The sequence below is a fragment of the Paenibacillus baimaensis genome (assembly GCF_025567575.1).
On the sequence record NZ_JAOQIO010000106.1, the window covers coordinates 31,410 to 53,192 of the forward strand.

A 21,783-nucleotide genomic window follows, 5' to 3' on the forward strand; every position below is an offset into this window, starting at 1 on the left:
TCATCCTGTCTCCTTTCTATTATTTAAAGACTAGCCCTTCGTGTAAATATCTCTTTCCGACAATTGATTAACCATAACTCCTCCCGTACGATAGGCGTGTATATTGTGACGGATGAATTCAAGCGAGCGCCCGTTTCTGTCAGGAACTGCAGGCGTACAGTGCGGAGTAATCAGCGTATTGGGAGCATCCCATAATGGGCTGTCTGCTGAAAGCGGTTCCGATGAAAACGTATCAAGCCCCGCTCCGGCAATAGTTCCCTCACGAAGAGCCAATAGCAATGCATTCTCATCTACAACAGCACCTCGGGCAAGATTAACCAAGAAAGCGGAGGGTTTCATTAATTCCAGCTCTCTTTTACCAATCAAATGGTGAGTTTCGTTCGAAAGAGGCAGCACTAGAGCAACGATATCGCTTTCACGCAAAAGCTCATCCAGTGTATCACCGCGGTCCGCGCAGAAGAGCTTGTCAACATGTTCCGGGATTTCGCTTAAGCTGCGACGGTAGCCCAGAACCCGCATATTGAACGCTTTCGCCCGCAAAGCGAGCTCTTTACCTGTATTTCCCAATCCGAGAATTCCCATCGTCTTTCCATACAATCCGCGCAGATTGTTTTGGCCGGGAATTCCCCACTGATGGGCTTGCTGGGCAGCATAGAAAGAAGTGAATCTATAAGTAAGTGCCAGCGAAAAATACATGACGTGTTCTGCGAGCACAGGTCCCGAGCGACCGGCGGAGCTGGTTACGATAATACCCTTCTCGAATACCTCTGGACGAGCTGACTTGTTAAGACCGGCATGGTCGCAATGAATCCAACGAAGGTTGGGGGCATTCAGAAAGCGATCATCCAAATCTCCATGAAGCAGTGCAACATCGGCTATCTTGAGGGCCTCTTCGATGCCGGAAGCATCCTTTGTGCTGAGATGAATGATATTGGCCGGAGATAAAGCTTCCTTAAGCCGGGCCATGTGATTCTCTGCGTATTCGACTGTTACCAGAACGTTCTTAATTTCTCTTGTACTTGTCATATTCCCACTCCTTAATTGGTTTATTAGCTATCCATATGATAAAGCCCGGCTGCATGACTAGCCTTTAACAGATCCGAGCATGACGCCTTTGGCAAAATATTTTTGCAGGAATGGATACACGACCAGAATAGGTAGCATCGCTAGTACAATTGAAGCCATACGGATTGTTTCCTGTGGGACGAGAACCTCATCAGAGCTCCCTTGCTGACCTACTCCAGAAGCATCAGCTTCAATAACCAACTGTTTGATTAATACCTGAAGCGTCCATTTCTTAGTATCCGATATATAAATGAGAGCATTGAAGTACGTATTCCAATGCTGGACTGCGAAAAATAGTGTAAATGCGGCGATTGCGGGAAGGGAAAGGGGGATGATAATTCTTAGGAATACATCTATATCTGTACAGCCATCAATTTTGGCCGAATCCTCCAATTCCGGGTGAATCGACTCCATAAAGCTCTTAACAACAATTAGACTCCAAGCGCTGGTAAGGCTGGGCCAAATTAATGACCAATAGGAGTTCAGCAGGCCCATTTCTTTAACCAAAATATAATTAGGAATGATCCCGGCGTTGAAAAAGAGTGTAAAGATCACGGCGCCCAGGAAAAAATTACGGCCCATCACCCATTTTTTGGTTAAACCGTATGCCATCGTGAACGTAATGATAATGTTGAGTACGGTACCTGCAACCGTAATAAATGCAGTGCTTTTTAATGAGTTGCCAAAGCTGTCGGTTGTTAAAATATACGCATAGGAAGCGAGAGACCACTTATCAGGAAGCAGATAAAATTTTAATGGTGTATAGGTTGAAGGGTCCGTTAACGAAAGGCTGAGTACATACAAAAAAGGAAACAAACTAACAATAGCAATCAGTCCAAGTAGACTATAGTTGAGCCAATCGCCAACCGTCATTGATTTTTGGTGAATAAAACTCATGGGTTCTTCCTCCCTATACGGATGCTGCTAATAAATACCCTCATGCCCGAGTTTCTTGACCACGTAATTGGCGATGACTACGAGAATGAGTCCCACAACTCCCTTGAACATGCCTACTGCAGTACCAATACTGATATCACCCTGCTGAATCCCCCGATAATATACGTAGGTATCAAATACGTCTGCGACATCATTCACAAGGGGGTTCATCATAAGCAAGACCTGCTCAAAGCCAACGTCAGCCATATGCCCCAACCGCAAAATAAGCAGAATCACGATTGTCGGCCGGATAGCGGGCAGTGTAATATTCCAGATTTGCCTCAATCTCCCGGCTCCATCAACGACTGCCGCCTCATACCGCTGCGGGTCCACACCAGCTACGGCTGCAAGAAAAATGATCGTGCCCCAGCCGGTTTCCTTCCAGATGTTTTGCAAAGTCAGGATGCCCCAGAAAAATTTAGGCTCCGATAAAAACGAAATCGAATCCATTCCAAGCGAAATCAATAGCTTGTTAATAAAACCAACATCGACGGATAGCGTGAAAAAGGTCATACTTGCTACGACAACCCAAGACAGGAAATGCGGCATATATACGATGGATTGATTTAGCTTCATAAACCACTCATGCCTGACCTCGTTTAGCATCACTGATAAAAGAATCGGTAACGGAAAGAAGAAGATCAAGCTCATCAAGTTAATGAGCAGCGTATTGCGCAATAAAATATAAAAGTGCTTATCAAGAAATAAATTCGAAAAATGCTCAAAGCCAACCCATTCACTTCCACTTATCCCGGCAAACGGGTTGTAATTCTGAAAAGCGATGAGCACACCCCACATCGGTAAAAATTTGAAAATAGCGAAATAAATAAAACCGGGTAGGATCAGCATGTACACATACCGTCCGGTGACCAGACGCTGCCAAACCTTTCTGTTATGGGTTGACGAAGTACGAGGGAGGGATAGTCCCGATGATTTGGTCGATTGTTCCAGGTTCATGGCGGTTCTCCTTTCTACATGCAGTCCAAATTACCGGTAGTTGGTTCTGTAATTACTGGGTGATGTTTTTAACAGACGCTGAAATACACGATTAAAGTTCCGATGCGAATAACCGACAGCCTCGGCTATTTGGCTAATATTTTGATCAGTGGCTGTTAACAATCTCCGGGCTTCGTTCATTTTACACTCTGTTACATAGTCAATAAACGATTCTCCGAACTCTTTTTTGAACAGACGGCTTAAGTAAGCAGGTGTAATATGAAACAAATCGGCGCATTCCGCCAATGAAATTTCCCGAGATACATTGTCGATAATATACCTGCGTACTTTTTGAGCGATTATTTTGCCAGAAGTATTGTAGTTATCGTTGGCAATTTTTTCATATAGGGGAAATAGATACTCGCTAAACCAATCACGCATTTCTGCCCGGGTTTCCCGAACTCTGAGCTGGTCGAAAAGGTCGTATTCGAGCATATCGGGTATACCGCCGCCCTTGTGCTCAATGGAAGCGATTATTACAGCCAACAGCATATGATAGCTTTGAGAGCTGATTGCGTAAGATTCAGACGGCTGCAGCGCATGAGTAAATTCCTCCATGGATGACTTCGCCTGTTTCAAATCACCCAATGCGAGCGACTCGACAATAGAGCTTTCAATTGCGCGTGGATAGCTGAATGGAAGTAGTTTCTGTGTACTTTCCAAGTCAGCAATATATAAGACAGACTCATCCTCTTTATATAAGCGATACTGCAATGAGAGCTTGGATTCCCGGTATGACACCCGAATATCCGCAATGTGAGGATAAAACCGCCCAATTCCAACAGATACCTGTAGCTTTAAATACTTAAGTAGTGCAGCACGGACCGATTCAGCAAACTGTTTCGTTTCATTGATGTTCGAATTCAGAGAAGCGTCCTTGTCAAAATATAGAATCGCGGTTCCTTGACCCTGATGGTCATGAAGAACGTTACCCCGAAGTGTCGGGTGGCTAGAAAGCAGTTCTCCCATTACATTGGTTACGGCGAAAGTAATCATGGGCTTATCTTCTGGACGAAAGCGCTCTTCATTAAACAGCTTTTCTACCTTGACCACCAAAACGACTACATAGGTATGATCTACAGGAATTCCGTATTTGCGGCATTCATCATACAGCGTCGGACTGTGGATGTAATTGCCTGCAAGCCACTGCTGCAGCAGCCTTTCCAGAAGCGGTGGAATCGAGCGGTCAAGCTGCTCGCCCAGCGTCTTTTTCTCTATATGGAGATGCTCCACCAATTGCCCGATCGGATTATAGGCACGCTTTAAGGTAATGACAGTAAGCAATATACCGACCGACAACAGTACAAGCACAGCAGCAATAGTCATCCAGCGGATCCATCCCAGTTCTTTTGCAATAGCCTGATTGGGATATACCGATATGTAAATATTGCCGGATGTGGATTTTATGTACGAATAATAGAGTGGTTCTCCGTGGGAGTCTTCAGCTTTGAAGCTGTCTTTCTTGCGTTGATCGGATAGGATCGTCTGTATGACTTCTCCATTATAATAGGAATGAGTGTCACTACCTTTCTGAATTTGAAAAAGTACTCTGTGCTGCTCGTCAATAGCAATAATAGACTCGGTTTTGGCCAGCATGGATACATCAGCAACATATTTTTTAATCTGGCTGACATCGACTTGTATAACCAGCAAGCCTTGCGATTCCCCCGAGGCAAGCGTTGGGAGCTTCATAGCAAAGGAAATATATCCATTAAGCTTGCTTTCGGGCAAATAAATCCATTGACCCTGCTGATTGCTTTTTTCCAACTGTTCGATATCTTTTTTATACTTGAAATCTGCTTTTTGCTGGTGACCTGCCTCGGTAGACAATACGAACTGAGCGTTATTGTTATAATAATAAATATTGCCAATCAGATTGTTCTGATATTTTTCTAGTGAAATTTTATTCAACAGCTCCATTTGAGCCACGTAATTGGTTTGATAATCCGGAAGATTGAAGGAATCCGTGATCATGGAATCAAATGCTAAATGAAATGACCGGTCAACAACGTCGCGCATCACCTTTTCTGTAAACTGCTCGACCATCGTTAATGATGTCTGGTTATCGGATTGAATGCTTTCAATTCCTCCTTTCATTGAGAACTGGTAATACACAAAACCCGCCAACATAATGGGGACGCATACTGAGAGGCAACCAAACCAAATAAATCGGTAGAAATAAGTAGCTTTCATTCCATGAACATCCCGAATATTCATTAGCTATCATCTCCCGTACGATCAATATAACAAGAAATGGAGTGGGCAGATATAGACAATATTTGATATTGATGAAAATGCTTACATGGATAAGAATATCCTTTCAACAATGTAAAAAATGTCTATTGAGTGCCTGCCCCCTCCGGTTTACTATGAGGTTATGCTTGACATATTTAATTAATGAGGGGATGAACGAATGGGGCTAAATTATCCAAAACGTATGCGGGGACCGACAATAAAGGTAGCCATTAGTTCCGTGCTGGCTCTACTTCTATTAGCAGGCTGCAGCGGCAGTCCAAATGCGGCTATACCGACAAATCCAGTAGAACCGCCAAGCAGTAAGCCGCCTGAAACGAAGTCAGTCAGCCCACTGGAGATTCAAATGACAGCGCGTTTGTTCGAGGAAGCGCCTAATATGGAAAACTCCTATTGGAAAGAGTTTATGAAACGAACCCATACCAAATTAAACATTGAATGGATCCCTGACGGCGACTATACGACCAAATTAAACCTGATTCTTGCCTCAGGAAATATTCCCGAAGTCCTTGTAATTAATAACCTCAAACACCCGCCTGTAGTCAATGCAGTCAGGAATGGGGCGTTTTGGGATCTCACGCCGATTCTGGGTGATTTCAGCAAATACCCGAATTTGAAAAATTATTCAGCTCCTGATTCCTGGGTTACCAGCCGTATTATCGGTAAAAATTATGCAATTCCCAAAAATCGTCCACAGCTGTCCGGTGGTCCAAAAATCCGAAAGGATTGGTTGGATAAGTTGGGTATCCCGATGCCGCAGACTATGGACGAATACCGCATCGCTCTGAAAAAGATTGTGGATGCCGATATTGACGGCAATGGCAAGAAGGATACGATAGGGCTTGTATCCAAGGCCAGTCTGTTTTCTGGAAGCGCCGGAGGATTTGGTGATGCCTTCGGTATGGGAAAACCTACCTTTGATGCGGATGGCGGACTTATTTATGAGCAATTGACTCCGCAGTATGCCGATATGATCGCCTGGCTGAGGGACCTTTATTCAGATGGGGTGCTGGCCAAGGAATTCGCAGTTATGAAGCCTACTCAGGCGGTTGAGCTCTTTGAAGCCGGTAAAGCTGCGTCATTGATTAATGAAAGCTTTCGTTGGGATTATTCGTTTATGAGCACTATTAAGAAAGTACAGCCTGAAGCTATTGTAGATACCGTTCCTCCTCTTCAAGGACTAAATGGATATGCGGTTCGCTATTCGACTGGAGTAGACGGAGCTTTTCTTATTTCAAAAAAGGTTCCCGAAGAAAAAGTCAGACGAATCTTGGATTTCTTCGAACTGACGAACAGCAAAGAATATTATGATTTTTCGGTCAACGGTCTTGAAGGTATTCATTATAACAAGGTAAATGGTGAAATCGTCTTAACGGACCTGCATAAGAAAGAAGTGGGTTCTACCTCACCTTGGCAGCCTATTACCTTATTCTTTGATAAGTATGGAAAAATCGTGACACCGGTCGCTCCAAAGGAATATAACGATGCGAAAATCAAGCAGACTGAATCGCAGGGTTACTTGACGAAGGGCGTTATTAGTCCATTCAGCGTTATTGACTCAAGCACATGGGTTGCCACCTGGCCTAAATTCCAGCAGGAATGGACCTCAATGTCGGTAAAAGCCATAGTTGGCCAAATCTCCATGGATGAATATAAGGCTTACGTGAAAAAGCTCAATGATGATCCGAACATTAAGAAGTCTTACCAAGAATTTGCTAAGGACTATAAAGAAACCTTTGGGAAATGAGGCGAAGCTTATATGGGTGAGCAAAAAAAATGGTGGATCAATCGGCCATGGCGCGAAATTCAAACGAATTTACGTGAGATTGATATGCTAGACATTAACGCCGAGCAATTTGTTGCGGATCTACAGGAATTCAAGGCTAATGTTGTAATGATCAACGCAGCCGGTATTATTGCAAGCTATCCGACGAGTCTGCCGTTTCATTTTCAAAGTCCATATTTAACAGGCGACAGCTTGAAGGATATTATTGCCGCTTGCCATAAAGCAGATATTAAAGTCTTTGCCAGAACCGACTTTTCCAAGGTCCGTCGGCCGATCTATGAAACTCATCCCGAATGGGCCTATGTCAGCCAGAAGGGTGAGATTATTGATTACAACGGCGATGTACACGTTTGTTTGAACGGAGAGTACCAACAGCATTATGCTCCACAAATAATTAAAGAAGCGATAACGACACACGATTTTGACGGTATCTTCTTTAACATGGGTGGCTACCAAGTAAAGGATTACAGCTACCGGTATTATGGCATATGCCATTGCGACAGCTGCAAACGGGGATTTGCCGAGATGTTCGACGCTCCGCTACCAAAGGTTGAGGATGCAAGCGATCCGCTGTTTCAAAAATATATGATCTTTAAACAACAAACGCTGAAGAATTACGCGGTCACCATGCATCAGGTGATTCTAGGGGTACGCCCCGATATATGCATCGCCAATAATTTTGAATTAAAGGAGGGCATGATACGGCAGGAGTCCAACACGGCCTTGGATCGTCCGCTGCCTCATTGGCAGTACAGCGCATCCGAAAATACCAAATGGGCGGTGAGCTCTTATCCTGAGATGGTATCTAGTAACACAACGGTCGATTTCCCCGACTATTATCATAGGCATGTTTCGGTTTCACCGTTCCAGCAGAAGCTGCGTTTGGCTCAAAATCTTGCGAATGGAGGAGGTCTGGATTACTACATAATGGGACGTCTTGATAATAAAGAGGATAAATCCGGGTACGAAGGGATCAAGGAAATCTTTCATTATCATGCGGAGCATGGCGAGGAGTACCTGAATATCAGCTCACATGCAACGATTGCTTTATTGAACGGGCCTTCAGCCAATCAAGCCGAATACCGTGGCTGGTTCCGCTTCCTGACAGAAAATCATTATGTTTTTGATACCTTAGTCGTTCAGAATGCATTGAATCTTTCTTGGGATAAATATAAGGCGATTATTGTTCCCGATTACCAGCCGCTTAGTAATGAATTTACCGCTAGATTGGATGCTTTCACACACGCAGGGGGAGTAGTTATTTCGGTATGTCGCAGCGGTTTCACCAATGAAGCTTATATCGCCAGACATACTCCGCCTTTAAAAAGCTTAGGTATTGATAAAATTAGCTCCGTGCGTGAGGACAATCGTTCGGTATATTTCAAATTGGATCATAAAGACCAATTTACACGCTTCCCGGTCAGCGATCTGATTTATTTGGACAGTCATTATGTATTCGCTGAGTACAACGATCAGACGGAAGCCTTTTTTAAACTGATTCCGCCTCATATGTTTGGACCACCGGAGCGCTGCTACTATACCCAGGTTACCGAGCATCCCGGGTTTACTGTAAGTGCATACGGGAAGGGGTGCGGCATATTCATTCCGTGGAAACCGGGTGAGCTGTTTCATAGACAAGGCTATACGAATACGATTGAATTCGTAGCTGATCTACTTGAGCATGTGGCTGGATTAAAGCCAATTCAAGGAAACCTGCCACCTATGGTCGAGGCTACGTTGTTCGAACAGAAGGGCCGTAATTCCACACTACTTCATCTGGTGAATGGAACCGGGCATTTCGGGGCTACCTTTTATGAACCGGTTACACTTTCTGATCTAGAAGTGATCTTCCCGGCTGCCGAAGCCCCACAATCCGTTATAAGCTTAATTAGCGGAAGCGATTGTGAGCATGAATACAGCGATGGCCAGCTTACAATTAAGCTAAGCAAGCTGGGATTGTTCGAAGCGATTAAGATTTCGTTCTAACCCATAAGGTAAGGTGTATCCGACCGCATGATGTTATTGAATTTCAATAATAAGCAGTCGGGTACACTTTTTTACATTGACATAATCTTATCGTTATGGGAATATATTCTTAATACATAAATTGAACAATGTTCATAATAATGAACAAAAGCGGACGATACTATAGTAATAAAAAGAGGGACAATGAAAATCTAATTAGTTATCATGTTGGAATTGTAAGTAATCCATTGGAAATTTTAAGCTTGCTCCCGCAGCGAAAAAAATACCGGTATTACTTTCAGGAGTTGTTGCCAATTGAAAGAGGACATTCATCTTTATATGAAAATTGGAATTGTTCATCATACGGCATTTCCTTTAGCAGGTTCGAAATCCGGAGGCACTTTGGAATCGATAACGGACATCGTGAGTGATCCTTTCTTTGATGCAATAGAAATTACATCCATCCATGATTCAAACGAACGGACAGAAGTCAAGCAAACTTTGTTGAGTAGCGGAATACTGGTTTGTTTTAATGCTATACCGCAACGATTAACACAACCGCCCAATCTAGGCAGTGTTATTGAATACGAAAGGCATTCAGCCTTACAAATGATAAAAGAAGCAGTTGACGAGGCTTATGAGATGAATGCTGAAATATTTACTATTTCGGATGATTTTATTTCTGAAGCCTTTTTTCAAGAACACACTGTCCGAGCTTTGAATGAATCTTTTAAAGAAATCTATCGTCATGCAGCTTTGAAAGGAACGATGAAGGTAGCTTATCGGCCTCCTTTTTCAACAGTGTCTCATAGTGTTACCGGAAAATTTCCTAGAATAGAGCAAGATCAATTTGGTTTTTTGATCGATTTAGATCATTTACCAGTCAATTACGAGATGAATGATAAGAATATGAAATATATAAAAAAACATTTGCTCTACTCCCGAATGGGGAACTGCTGCAAGGTAGGCCGATACAATCAAATAATGGGTAAGACGCCACATAAAAGAAATCAGTTCACTGCTGTTAATACAGATCAGCTGTTACATTTTTTGCGGAATCTTTATAAATTCGATTACATAGGGGAAGGCAATCAAGGTGTGCTTTCTTTAAATGTAACAACGATGGACTACGAATCCCCGCATTTTGTAATTGCAAACGGAAAACGTACCCTCCTCGAAGCTTGGAGGAATTTGCAGCTCAATCAGACGATTTGGCCCAATTGCTGACGAATGCTCATTATTAAGGGAATACTTATCTGAAAAGCACTTGGAGGGTTATCAAATGGATGGCACCAAAGCTAAGTTGGAAAACGGACAAATCAGTTCATCCTTGGAACGGATAGTCAGTGAAAATAATATCTTACCAGGTGACACTAACCGTTCGGAATACCGTATAGACGCTTATCTGAAAGCGCTACCAGAAAATGAGAAGCAGGTTGCAGAAATACTTTGCTTTGCTGATGAGCATCGGCTATCGGTTGCTCCTCAAGGAGGAGGCACGAAAGATGCGTATGGTCAATCTACTAAATCGATTGATTTGGTGCTCTCCCTGAAAGCCATGTCCGGTGTGCTGGAGCATTCAGCTGGCGACTTAATGGTTACTGTCCTTGCCGGCACCACTCTGCGGGAACTACAGGCGGCGTTAAAAACAGCCGGACAGTTTTTACCGTTGGATGTTGCATGGGATGATCAATCGACGATTGGAGGCATCGTTAATTCGGGCGCTTCGGGACCCCGCCGGGCCGGTTATGGCTCAGTTCGTGATTTTCTCATCGCTTCCCGGATTGTTTATCCGAATGGCCAAGTCATCCGTACAGGAGCTAAGGTAGTGAAAAATGTCGCAGGCTACGATATGAATAAGCTCTTTATCGGTTCAATGGGTACATTGGGTGTACATACCGAATTTACTTTTAAAATCAGGCCTATTCCGGCGGGACAGTGTCTGATGGTTATAGGGAATGCCCATGTCGAGACGCTCCGAACCTTCCAGAATATACTGTTGGATTCTCATCTTGAGCCGTGTGTATTTGAATGGGTGAACAAAGAGACCGTCAAATGTATCGGAATCGAAACGCAGGGACCTGCAGTTCTTCTTGGATTTGCTGATGTATGGCCTTCGGTTGATGAGCAATTTCGCCATGTTCAGCAACTATGTCAGGAGTTAGGGGCCACGGTAATGTCAGAGCTTCGCGTAGCCGAGGAATTTGAGTCAGCACTTTCTGTGTTACGGAACATCCTGCCTAATTCTAACCTTTTAGAAGACGGAGAATCTGTAGTTTCAATGAAGATGATGGGCAAGCTTACCGATGTGCAGGCAATGTATGAGGCCGCCGAAGCGAGGGCCGCACAGTACGGTTTTTCCTTGAAATTCAGTGGTGGAGCTTTAAGTGGAATCGCCAGGGTGACGGTAGAAACGGCAGGAGAGGATAAAGCAGACATTAACAGGAGCCTCACCACTTGGATCCGTAATTTGCAAAGCGATATGAGAAATATTGGTGTGAGAACTGTTGTGGACTTCGCCCCCAGTTCGATTCGCAATCAGATTTCAATTTGGGACGAGACTACCACAGATCAAAAAATCATGCGAGGGATCAAGATGACAATCGATCCGAATGAAATACTAAATCCTGGCCGAATTATGGGAGGATTATGACATGTCAAACGACTCGAAAACAATAACCCCGGAAAAAATAATTTTTCCGAAATCGAATTATCTTTGGGAAGACTCACCGGATCCCGCCAAATTTTCCGAATGCGTACATTGCGGAATGTGCTTGGAAGCTTGTCCGACCTACCAGCAGACGGGGCTCGAAGCCCACTCCCCGCGCGGAAGGGTATATTTGATCAAGTCGGTCGCGGAGGGGAAGCTGGAATTGAATGATTTTTTCGCAGACCCTGTCAATACTTGCCTGGATTGCCGCGCTTGTGAAACGGCATGCCCATCGGGTGTACAAGTCGGCGCATTGGTAGAGGAAGCACGCGGACAGCTTTACAAAGCGGACCCACCCTCCGGCTTATCGGGATTCATAAACAAGCTCTTCTTACGCGGACTTTTTCCTTATGCCTCTAGAATGAGAAAGCTATCATTCCTTACGAGGTCCTATCAACGGTCAGGTCTAAGGTATTTGGCCAGAAGGACTGGTCTGCTCCGAATGCTGCCTAAGCATCTGCAGGAAATGGAACGCGCTCTTCCTGATTTAAAAGCCAAGCCTGTTTTGGGAAGAGTCGAAGAGCTGCTGGCTCCATTCGGAACTAAGAGGGCGAGAGTCGCAGTGCTTACCGGTTGTGTGATGGACGCAGTATTCGCGGATATCAATGATGCGACCATCAATGTGCTTCGGCATAACGGCTGCGAGGTCTGGATTCCCCAGAACCAGTCCTGCTGCGGTGCTTTGCACGTACATGCCGGTGACAGAGATATGGCCAAGCAGTTGGCCAAGCAAAACATTGATACTTTCCTATCCGAGGAAATCGACGCGGTTATTATTAACGCCGCAGGATGCGGGTCCACCTTGAAGGAATATGGAGAATTGTTAAAATCGGACCCGGAATACTTGGAAAAGGCACACCTTTTTGCTGAAAAGACTATTGACGTATCCAGTTTTTTAGACAAAATTGGATTAATTCAGCCAAAGGGTGAGCTTGATATGACCGTCACTTATCACGACGCTTGTCATCTGGCCCATGCTCAGGGTATTCGCGTAGAGCCTCGGAGACTGCTTGAATCCGTTTCGGGCATCAAGCTCGTTCCGTTGCCTGATTCTGACCGCTGCTGTGGAAGTGCCGGAATCTACAATCTAACGCATCCGGAGATGGCCGGAGAGCTGCTTGACCGTAAAATGGCCGACCTTCCAAGTGGTTGCGATGCTGTGGTTATGGGAAATCCGGGCTGCATGATGCAATTTATGGTCGGCGTTGTGCGTCATGACCGATCCGAACAAATCCTCCACACGGTGCAGCTTTTGGACTGGGCCTATCGGGAGCAGGGAGTTATGTTATCGAAGCAACCAGGCAAAGCTGGAGGTTCCGAAGTTTCTTAAGGAGGAGTTGCCCAATGGATTCGCAGACAAAAGCTTCTATAATCAATCGATTCGAGCAAATTGTTGGTCCGCGTGCTGTCCTGCACCGTTACGAGGATCTTCTTGCATATGAATGCGATGGATACACCGTTCATAAAGGAGTACCTTCTCTTGTGGTTTTTCCAAAATCCACTCAGGAAGTGTCCGAAGTGGTCCGTATTTTGCACCAAAACCGGATTCCTTATCTTCCAAGAGGCGCTGGAACCGGATTAAGCGGCGGTGCAACGGCTTTGAACGGTGAGGTCATTATTAGTTTAGTCCGTATGAACAAGCTTATTGATGTGGATTACCTTAACAAGAGGGCCGTGGTACAGCCGGGCTTCATTAATCTCAAGCTATCCAACTCCATTTCCTCCAAAGGCTATTACTACGCTCCTGATCCGTCCAGTCAAGCGGCTTGCACGATTGGAGGCAATGTGGGCGAGAATGCAGGAGGCGCGCACTGCCTGAAATACGGCGTCACCACTAACCATGTTATCGGTTTAGAATTAGTTTTGCCCGACGGAGAAATTGTACAGATTGGGGGCGTTCCGGATGCTCCTGGTTATGATCTGCTAGGATTTATAACTGGGTCCGAAGGCACGATGGGTATCGTAACCGAAATTACGGTGCGTATTCTTAAGAAACCCCAAGGTATCCTTACCGTGCTTGCCTTGTATGATGAAGTCGATGACGCAAGTCAAGCCGTTTCTGATATCATTGCCGCCGGAATCGTTCCGGCCGCTTTGGAGATGATGGATCGGACTGCCATTGAAGGGGTGGAATCGGGAAACTACCCGGTTGGGTATCCTCGTGATCTGGGGGCAGTATTGATTGTTGAAGTGGATGGTATCGCCGCAGGCTTGCAGGAACAAATTGACCATGTCATTGAAGTGTGCCGTAGATACAGGGTACGTGAAGTGCGTCAAGCGAGAAATCCGGAGGAGCGGGCACGTTGGTGGGCGAACCGCAAAACGGCATTCGGCGCTATGGGCACCATTTCCCCTGACTATCTAGTGCAGGATGGTGTTATACCCCGCAGTACACTGCCTGAAGTGCTTAGCAGAATCGGGGAGGTCAGCCGAAAATACAACCTTCGTATTGCAAACGTGTTTCATGCAGGCGACGGAAATCTGCATCCGTTAATTCTCTACAATTCCAAAATGGACGGAGAGACGCAGCGTGCGATCCAAGCAGGCTCGGAGGTTTTAAAGGTCTGTGCCGATGTAGGCGGGTCCATCACCGGTGAGCATGGAGTCGGCGTAGAAAAAATGGAGGATATGCGGTTCATTTTCACAGAAGATGAAATGGATGCGCAGATCCGAATACGGGACGTCTTCAATCCTGATAATCTGTGCAATCCCGGAAAGATATTTCCTAAACCGGCTCGATGCGTCGAATTGAAACAGCCTAATGTCTCGTATGCAAATTCCTAACCCGAATAGATCCTTCCTTAACCGGTTGCCGGAGCAACCGGTTATTTCAATATTGGATAGTAATTGTAACTTCTTCAACAACCATGAAAGAACGGATTAACTTTCATGCTCTGTGGTGCAGTGCAAGTATAAATATTTAGCGGATGGTTCAACTGCACTTTTAGCAGGAAATATAGTTGGATTGGGTCTTCCTATTTTAATTGTCATCTTAATTGTAGCCAGGGTATTTGGCAAAAAATATGTTTTAAAATATGGTGAAGGTAACATTGCAGTCTTTTTTTGCCTCATTGTAAATTTAGCAATAATATTATCGAAAATATTCAATTTTTAATCAACGATATCCTCTTAAGGGACGAACTAAACATATTCCCCAATTAAGCTCCGCCCGGTAACCCACAATTGTTTAATATTAGGCGTATTTCCATTTCACTAAACTGAGTATGAATGATCGATTGAGAGATGGGTACCTATTAGTAAACGCTCTTTTTAACAGATGAATAATGAACAGACGAGTCTAATCAATAATAATCGACGAATTATGACAAATTTCGCAATTCATTTCTAGTACAATAGTCGTCAAATGACTAATTTAATAGAAGGAAGTGCGCAATTGTCAATTCATACACAATGGAAACGTCGGTTTGCTTTTTTAAGTTTAAGTGCTTTACTTTTTTCTTTGTGATTCCCAATAGGCGAAGAAGTAGCAGCCGCTGTTCAGAATGAAAGCGTGGAAGCAACATTTTTTAACTATTCTAAGACTTTGAATGGCCTGGATTCACCTCAAGTAAACATGAGATCTACACAGACAAGCGTTACTAAGCCGGAATAGCCGACTGTGACTAATGGGGTTTATGGTCATGGAATTAATGAAGAAAGAACAATAGAGATACCAGCCAATGAATTAGGCGTAACGGGAACCGTAACTGGCAAAGTGGCAAAGGTTACTTTGATCATGATTTTTACATCCAAAAAAAACCGTATTTTATGTTGGATTATCTGCCGCGCGAGCAGATGATATTTGTGAACAGTGCCCGGCAGGACTTGATCTTTCATTTAAATATTCCTACCCCACAAAATGAAATGTAGGATCCTTTCTTATATCAATATATTCAAAAATCTGCTGAGTTAATCAGCTTAGATAAGAGACACGAATCAAGAAGGACAAACGTACAGGGGAAACCATATTAGAGAAAGATAAGTTAGAGTTCACCCGAACAGAATGGGATCAAGCTACCCAGAAGCAGGTTGTCCGTAGAGCTTATTATCAAGTTCAAGATCAGTTGTTGTCATCGACATTAATTGTAGGAAGACAAGAACATGATTACATTAGCCGCCAGCGCAGACAGTGATGATCGGCTATCGCAAATACGATCTGATTGAGGCTCGCAATAAAGGTATCACTTCGATTGGTGTAGGCTATGGCTACGGCTTAGTGGAAGAACTGACGGGGGAGAAGTCGGCCTATTATTGCGCAACGTTCCAGGACGTAGCCCCTGGCCGCCACCGATAGACACACGATAGGGATTGTATCGGAGCGGACGCACGACTGCGCCCGTTACGGCTGTGACTCAAGGTTTGTCGCCTTCATGACGAGTCGCCCGATCATGGAGTCGCAGACGAGAAAAAAACGGCTGCAGATTTGCTTTTGCGCCTTCCTTCTATATCGTTCCTCTATTTTCGAACTGTTCTCCTTCTTTTCCTTCCAGGTTACCCGCCTCATGCGAATCGTTCTCTTTAGCGCAGTTGGCTTCTCGTGCCACAATTAACACGAAAAAACATGCAGACAATCCGCCGGATTGTCGCCAAAGGAGAGTGTTTTCGTATGAAGCCGATTGCCCGCTCAATGCACCAAACGATGCTGCTTTTGCTTGTGTTATGCCTAAGCGCACTGGGTCTACCGCCTGTAATGGCGTTCGCGGACCCGCCAGTCGTCGCCGCACCGACGAATGTGACGCTGGTCGCCAAATCGGATACGGCCGTCAGCTTGTCGTGGACAGCTTCGACGAGCAGCGACATTATGTCGTATGAAATTGTAAGCGGAACCACGGTCGCTGCCGTGGTGTACAAGCTCAGCGCGACCAGCTCGCTGCCAACTGTGTACGCGTTCTCCGGGCTGTCGCCGGCGACGACATATTCGTTCGCTGTCGTCGCCCGCAGCGCCGGGGGCAACGCCTCCGCGCCAAGCGCCACGCTGACGGTGACGACGGAGAGCGGCAGCGTCTCCGTCAATATCGCGCTCGGTGGCGTCGCGACCGCCGACTACCAGGACTTCGACCGTCCAGCGTGGAAGGCGGTCGACGGCACGACCGCGGTCGTCAGCGGCGTCCGCAATTTGTGGCATTCGGCCAATGTGGCCGGAGCGCATTGGCTGCAGGTAGATATCGGCAAGCCGCGGTACACGAAGCGGTTTGTCGTACGGCACATGGGCGCGACGGGCGGTCTCGTTTCGGACAATACGAGGGATTTTAAAATTCAGGGCAGTAATTCGACGATGGCGTGGGACGATTTGCTGACCGTCACCGGCAACACGTATAATGTTACCGATCATACGGTGACGCCAGCGGCAGCTTATCGCTTTTACCGGATTTATATTACCGATCCGGGCAATACGGACGACCGTGCGCGCATATCGGAGCTGGAGATTTATTCCGATCCGTCGCTCACCGATCCGCCGTATACGCCGATCGACGAGGTGAACTTGTCGCAGGATTTGGTTTCGCTGGGCATTTACAGCGCCAATCTGACTCCGAATCAGCCGACCGTAGACGCAAGGCCCTACATTGAAGCGGCGCTCCAATACGCCAAGGGGGTTGGGATTCATAAGCTGACGGTTGACCAGGGGGATTATTATTTTCTGTCCCAGGCGGCCGCCGACCGCCATTTGGAAATTGTCGGCTCGAAGGATTTGACGATCGATTTTGCCGATTCCAACCTGTATTTCGCGAACGGGCATTTGATAGCCATTTTGTTGACGAACTGCGAACGGATGACACTTACGCGGCTTAAGGTGGATTACCTTCAGCTTCCGTCCACGCAGCTTGTCGTGAGCAGCGTGAACGCGTCCGCACGCACGATCCAGTACACGACGATGAGCGGTTTTCAGTCGCCTGTGGCGTTTAATGCGTCAAGCACGCCGTATGGCGATGCAGGCGCGCTGCGTGTCTTCGTATTCCGTGGTGGCGAGCGCGTTCAGGAGGTTGGCCGGCTGCAGGCGTCCCGCAATGCGACGAGCGACACGATAAATATTATCAACGACGACAAGCCGTGGACGCAGGAAGCGAACCTGGCTGCGATCCAGCCGGGCGATACGCTCGTCTACACCGACCGCAGCGGCGGGCATACGATCAAGATGAACGGTGGACAGGGTAACACGATCAGCTATGCGGAGGTGTACGCCGCGCCGGTGTTCGCCTTCCTGTTCCACAAGCAGTTCAACACCACCGTCGATCACGTATCGGTGAAGCCGCGCCCCGGAAGTGGGCGGCTGATGAGCTCGAACGCGGACGGTATTCATTTTGGCAATGCCCGCCAGAACAACGTCGTCCAAAACAGCTTCGTGCAAGGCACCGGCGACGACGGCATCGCCTTCAACTCGACCTGGCTGGCGACGGTGACAGGCCAAACCGCGGCCCGGACGCTGACCGTGCAGCGCTTTATTAACGAAAAGTTCCCGGTCGGCACCGAAGTCGAGTTTATGGACGGAGCGACCGGCGAACTTAAAGGAACGGCCGTTGTTACGGAGATGTCTCCGCCGTACGGCAGCCAGACGTTTCTTGCGAACGAAAATGTCACCGTCACCTTCGACCGCGACATGCCGACGCTTTCGGCGGGCTCGGGTATGTATCCGACGAATCCGAACGAACGCGGCTATGGCTCAAGGGTGCTGAACAACCATATCGAGAAGACGAATTTGGCGCGCGGCATCCTGTTTGCGGGCATTATGAACGGCGAGATTCGCGGCAACACGATCAAGAAAACGAACATGTCGGGCATTAACGTAAACCAGGAATATTTGTTGTCCACATTCAAGGCCGCGCCGGCCAACGGCATCACGATTGAAGACAATACGATCGAGCAGGCGTTTCTGTGGGGCGCACCCGCCTCGGAAATCGTCAATTCGGGCGCTGCGCTGCTCGTCAACTCCTATACGCCGTCCGGTTGGTCGCCGGGCATGCCGCACCAGAATATCGCGATTCGCGGCAATACGATCACCGATTCCGGCCGCACCGGCATTCGCATGGAAAATACCGATGGCGGCGAGGTGTCGGGCAATACGGTGCTCCGGCATACCCTGCTGCCCGAGCAGGTGTACGGCGTGCGTGGCACGGCGGATGAGATCGCGACGCAGTGGGAGGAAATTCGCTCCGGCATCGTGATCAAGACGAGCGATGCCGAAGCGTTCGGCAACACCGTGACGCCCGCCTATCCGCTGACGACGCTGCTCGCCTCTCCAGCGGCGCCAGATGGCCCGGGCGGCTCGTACAAGTCGCCCGTGACGCTGCAGCTTACGACCGGCAGCCAGCGCCCGACGGTGACGTCCACCGTCTATAGTTTCGACGGCGGCACCACGTGGTCCGCCTACAGCGGGCCGATCGTGCTGGCGTTGGACGGAGACTACAGCTTCAGCTACCGCTCGACAAATATCGCGGGCGTGACGGAAACGGTGCACACCGCCGCGTTCCGTCTGGAGTTGGACCCGCCCGTGGGGCAGTAGCGTGTGATTCGCTCTGGCTTCGCGGCATTGCGTTCCGACCGCAAATCCGATGATGCGGCCGCATTCGTCTTACGGTGCAAAGCGAGTCCGCAGCCCATTCTGACTTTCCCCCTTTGTACGTGCAGGGCCGCACCGATAGAGAACGTCGGCGCGGGCCTGCCTCGTTTTTTTACCGACGCCGCGACCGGTTCTGGTATAATAGCGCTATATCCCGATTACCCGTAAAGGTGGACAACTATGCCGAAGCCCGTTGTTGGAAAGCTGCAAATGCGCATCGTTCTGCTCTTATGCTGCGCCGTGCTGCTGCCGATCTGCCTGCTCTCCGCCATCAACTACCGGATGACGCTGAGCGCCGCACAAAACCAGACGGAAAAATATAGCCGTCAGCTGCTGGAGCAGGCAGTGCGTGAGCATTCGATCGTACACGAGCAGATGAAGAATGTCATGTACGACATTCTCGGTAGCATGGACAAATATTTTTCCGTGCTCGGGGACTATTACACGAATGCGCAAACGCTTTACTTTATAAAAGAAATGGAACAGCGCGTCGCGATTCACAGCAAATATATCGCCTCGATCGAGCTGCTCGACCTGGAGCGGCGGGTCGCCTATTCGACGACAGATAACCGGCTGACGCCCTTCGACCGGTTCGCCGATCAGGAGCTGCTGAGCGGCATCGCGCGCAAGGACGATTATACCGGCATCCGGTATTTGCCGCGTCCCGGGCTCATCACCTATTACATGTACGTCGGCGTGTCCGAGCCGCAATCGGGCGTGATCGCGATCAATGTGAAGGACGACGACATGCGGCAGTGGGCCTCGGTGCTGCTCGCGGAAACGGGCGGCTCCTTCTATGTCTCCGACGCGAAGGGCCATCTGCTGCTGGGTGGCGGCGAGGAGGAGACGTCTGCCGCACTGCGCGAGCTGGCAGGGGGCAACACGGAGCCGCGCGAAGGAAACAGACGTTATCTGCTGCTGCGCGAGCAGGCGACCACAAGCAAATTCGAATACGCGCTCATCATTCCGTACGCCTCGTTCGCGCAGGCGGCGGAGCGTCAGAGCCTTGCGTTCGCGGTCATCGGTCTGGTGGCGGCGCTGCTGAGCCTCGCGATCGTCATCCTTGCCTCGCGGTATTTGTACCATCCGATCGTGCGTATCATGAGTGCCATTGGCAGCCGCGCGCCTGCGGCGTCGGAACCGAAGGCGGCGCTGCTCGACGAATCCGGCTACATCGTCGGCGCCTTCAGCCGCCTGACGGACGAAAGCGAGCGGCTGAGCGACGCGGTGCGGCATCACCGCGAGACGATCCGGCACAACCTGCTGACGCGCCTGCTGCAAGGGCGGCCTCCGGAGCTCGCCGCCGCCTCTCCGCTGCTGGAGCTGCCGTGGCCGCATCCGGTATTTACGGTCCTGTCCCTGCATGTGCATTGGGGCGAGCTACGCGAGGATTACAGCGAGCTGGACATGGAGCTGACGAATTATGCGATCCGCAACGTGGCCGCGGAGACGCTGCATCCGCTTGGCGTGGCCGAGACGCTGGCGCGGGACGCGGATACGATCGTCGTCATCTGCAACACGGCGCAGCAGGAGACGGCCGGGCGCTGGCTGGCCGCCGCCGCCGAGGTGCGCCACAACGTGAAGCGGTACATTCGGCTTTCCGTAGATATCGGTATAGGCAGCGCGGGCGAAGGGCTGGCGCACGCCGCCGTTTCGTACCAGGAAAGCCTGCAATGTCTGAGCTACAACCGGCTGTTCGATCCTACGAAGTTGACGCATTACTGCGAAATTGCGGAGACGACGGCGCGGCCGCGGAGCCGCTCGTTCGTCTGGTCCAATTATGAAGCGGATTATGTGAAGCATATCCGCCACGGCCGCGTGGACGGTGCGCGGGCGCTATGCGAGCGGCTGCGCGAGGACGCCAAGGACGCACAGGCGAGCGTGGCGGAGACGCAGATTATGACGCTGCAGTTGTCCGCCAGCCTCCTTCTTCTACTGGAGGAATACGGCTTCGACAAGGAGGAGGGCGGGCTACGCGACGAGGTGACGACGCTGTTAGCGACTAGCCGCTTCGCCGAGACGACGGAGCTGCTAGCAAGCTTAAGCGAGCGGCTGATCGCCTCCGTGGAGCGGAAGCGGGCCGGCGTCAACCAGGAGATCATGGAGAAGGCGGCCGCCTGGATCGAGCAGGACATGACGCTGACCGCGGAGCGCATCGCCGCCCAATTGTCGCTTAGCCCGCCATCGCTGAACAAGCTGTTCCGCGAGCGAAAGGGCATCACCGCCGGAGAATATATTCTTCGCACCAAGGTAGAGCGGGCGAAGCGGCTGCTGCTCGAAACCGACGACAAAATCGAGGACATCGCAGCCAAGACCGGCTATGCCAGCACACGCGGGTTCTACAAGGTGTTTAAGGAACTAACCGGAACGACGCCGACGGAATTTCGGAAAATGCATGGGTAACGCGCGGCAGAAGGGACAGAAATCCCCGATGCGGCGCGTTTTTTTCATCATTTGCTGGGCCTGGCGGCCGCGTTTCGGATGGTGCTGCATTTTTCGGATCGTTCTGTTTACGCG

The 21,783-nt window shown here is 48.5% G+C and carries 13 protein-coding genes; 8 read left to right on the forward strand and 5 right to left on the reverse strand.

Translation table 11 applies throughout. The features are described 5' to 3' along the window. Positions 1–30: 30 nt before the first annotated feature. From OB236_RS30705 to OB236_RS30720, 4 genes are read right to left on the reverse strand one after another with little or no spacing between them, the layout of a single operon-like run. The gene (locus tag OB236_RS30705; protein ID WP_262687388.1) at positions 31–1,026 is read right to left on the reverse strand and encodes a D-2-hydroxyacid dehydrogenase; all 996 of its coding nucleotides are present in this window, start codon (positions 1,024–1,026) and stop codon (positions 31–33) included. Between the two features lie 57 nt (positions 1,027–1,083). Continuing rightward, positions 1,084–1,962 carry a carbohydrate ABC transporter permease gene (locus tag OB236_RS30710; RefSeq protein WP_262687389.1) on the reverse strand — a complete coding sequence of 293 codons (879 nt, stop codon included), beginning with the start codon at positions 1,960–1,962 and terminating at the stop codon, positions 1,084–1,086. A gap of 27 nt (positions 1,963–1,989) precedes the next feature. Next, positions 1,990–2,958 (reverse strand): ABC transporter permease, encoded by a 969-nt coding sequence (locus OB236_RS30715; protein ID WP_262687390.1) that lies wholly within the window; start codon positions 2,956–2,958, stop codon positions 1,990–1,992. Positions 2,959–2,988: 30 nt separating this feature from the next. After that, on the reverse strand, positions 2,989–5,214 hold the full coding sequence (locus OB236_RS30720; RefSeq protein WP_262687391.1) for a helix-turn-helix domain-containing protein: 2,226 nt from the start codon (positions 5,212–5,214) through the stop codon (positions 2,989–2,991). A 196-nt stretch (positions 5,215–5,410) separates the two neighbouring features. Between OB236_RS30720 and OB236_RS30725 the strand changes: the two genes are divergently transcribed. From OB236_RS30725 to OB236_RS30750, 6 genes are all read left to right on the forward strand, one after another. Next, positions 5,411–6,997, forward strand: coding sequence for an extracellular solute-binding protein (locus OB236_RS30725; protein WP_262687392.1), 1,587 nt, complete (start codon positions 5,411–5,413; stop codon positions 6,995–6,997). Between the two features lie 12 nt (positions 6,998–7,009). Continuing rightward, positions 7,010–9,022, forward strand: a complete 2,013-nt coding sequence (locus tag OB236_RS30730) for an alpha-amylase family protein (RefSeq protein ID WP_262687393.1) — start codon at positions 7,010–7,012, stop codon at positions 9,020–9,022. Positions 9,023–9,316: 294 nt separating this feature from the next. Further along, the gene (locus OB236_RS30735; RefSeq protein ID WP_262687394.1) at positions 9,317–10,228 is read left to right on the forward strand and encodes a hypothetical protein; all 912 of its coding nucleotides are present in this window, start codon (positions 9,317–9,319) and stop codon (positions 10,226–10,228) included. A 55-nt stretch (positions 10,229–10,283) separates the two neighbouring features. Next, positions 10,284–11,654 (forward strand): FAD-binding oxidoreductase, encoded by a 1,371-nt coding sequence (locus OB236_RS30740; RefSeq protein ID WP_262687395.1) that lies wholly within the window; start codon positions 10,284–10,286, stop codon positions 11,652–11,654. A 1-nt stretch (position 11,655) separates the two neighbouring features. Then, positions 11,656–13,041, forward strand: coding sequence for a (Fe-S)-binding protein (locus tag OB236_RS30745; RefSeq protein ID WP_262687396.1), 1,386 nt, complete (start codon positions 11,656–11,658; stop codon positions 13,039–13,041). 14 nt (positions 13,042–13,055) lie between these two features. Beyond that, positions 13,056–14,495 (forward strand): FAD-linked oxidase C-terminal domain-containing protein, encoded by a 1,440-nt coding sequence (locus OB236_RS30750; protein ID WP_262687397.1) that lies wholly within the window; start codon positions 13,056–13,058, stop codon positions 14,493–14,495. 855 nt (positions 14,496–15,350) lie between these two features. On the opposite strand, the gene OB236_RS30755 is transcribed toward OB236_RS30750, so the two are convergent. Next, positions 15,351–15,548 (reverse strand): hypothetical protein, encoded by a 198-nt coding sequence (locus tag OB236_RS30755; RefSeq protein WP_262687398.1) that lies wholly within the window; start codon positions 15,546–15,548, stop codon positions 15,351–15,353. Positions 15,549–16,317: 769 nt separating this feature from the next. Between OB236_RS30755 and OB236_RS30760 the strand changes: the two genes are divergently transcribed. Together OB236_RS30760 and OB236_RS30765 are read left to right on the forward strand one after the other, a co-directional pair. Beyond that, positions 16,318–19,209, forward strand: coding sequence for a fibronectin type III domain-containing protein (locus OB236_RS30760; RefSeq protein WP_262687399.1), 2,892 nt, complete (start codon positions 16,318–16,320; stop codon positions 19,207–19,209). 237 nt (positions 19,210–19,446) lie between these two features. After that, positions 19,447–21,669 carry a helix-turn-helix domain-containing protein gene (locus OB236_RS30765; RefSeq protein ID WP_262687400.1) on the forward strand — a complete coding sequence of 741 codons (2,223 nt, stop codon included), beginning with the start codon at positions 19,447–19,449 and terminating at the stop codon, positions 21,667–21,669. Positions 21,670–21,783: the final 114 nt, after the last annotated feature.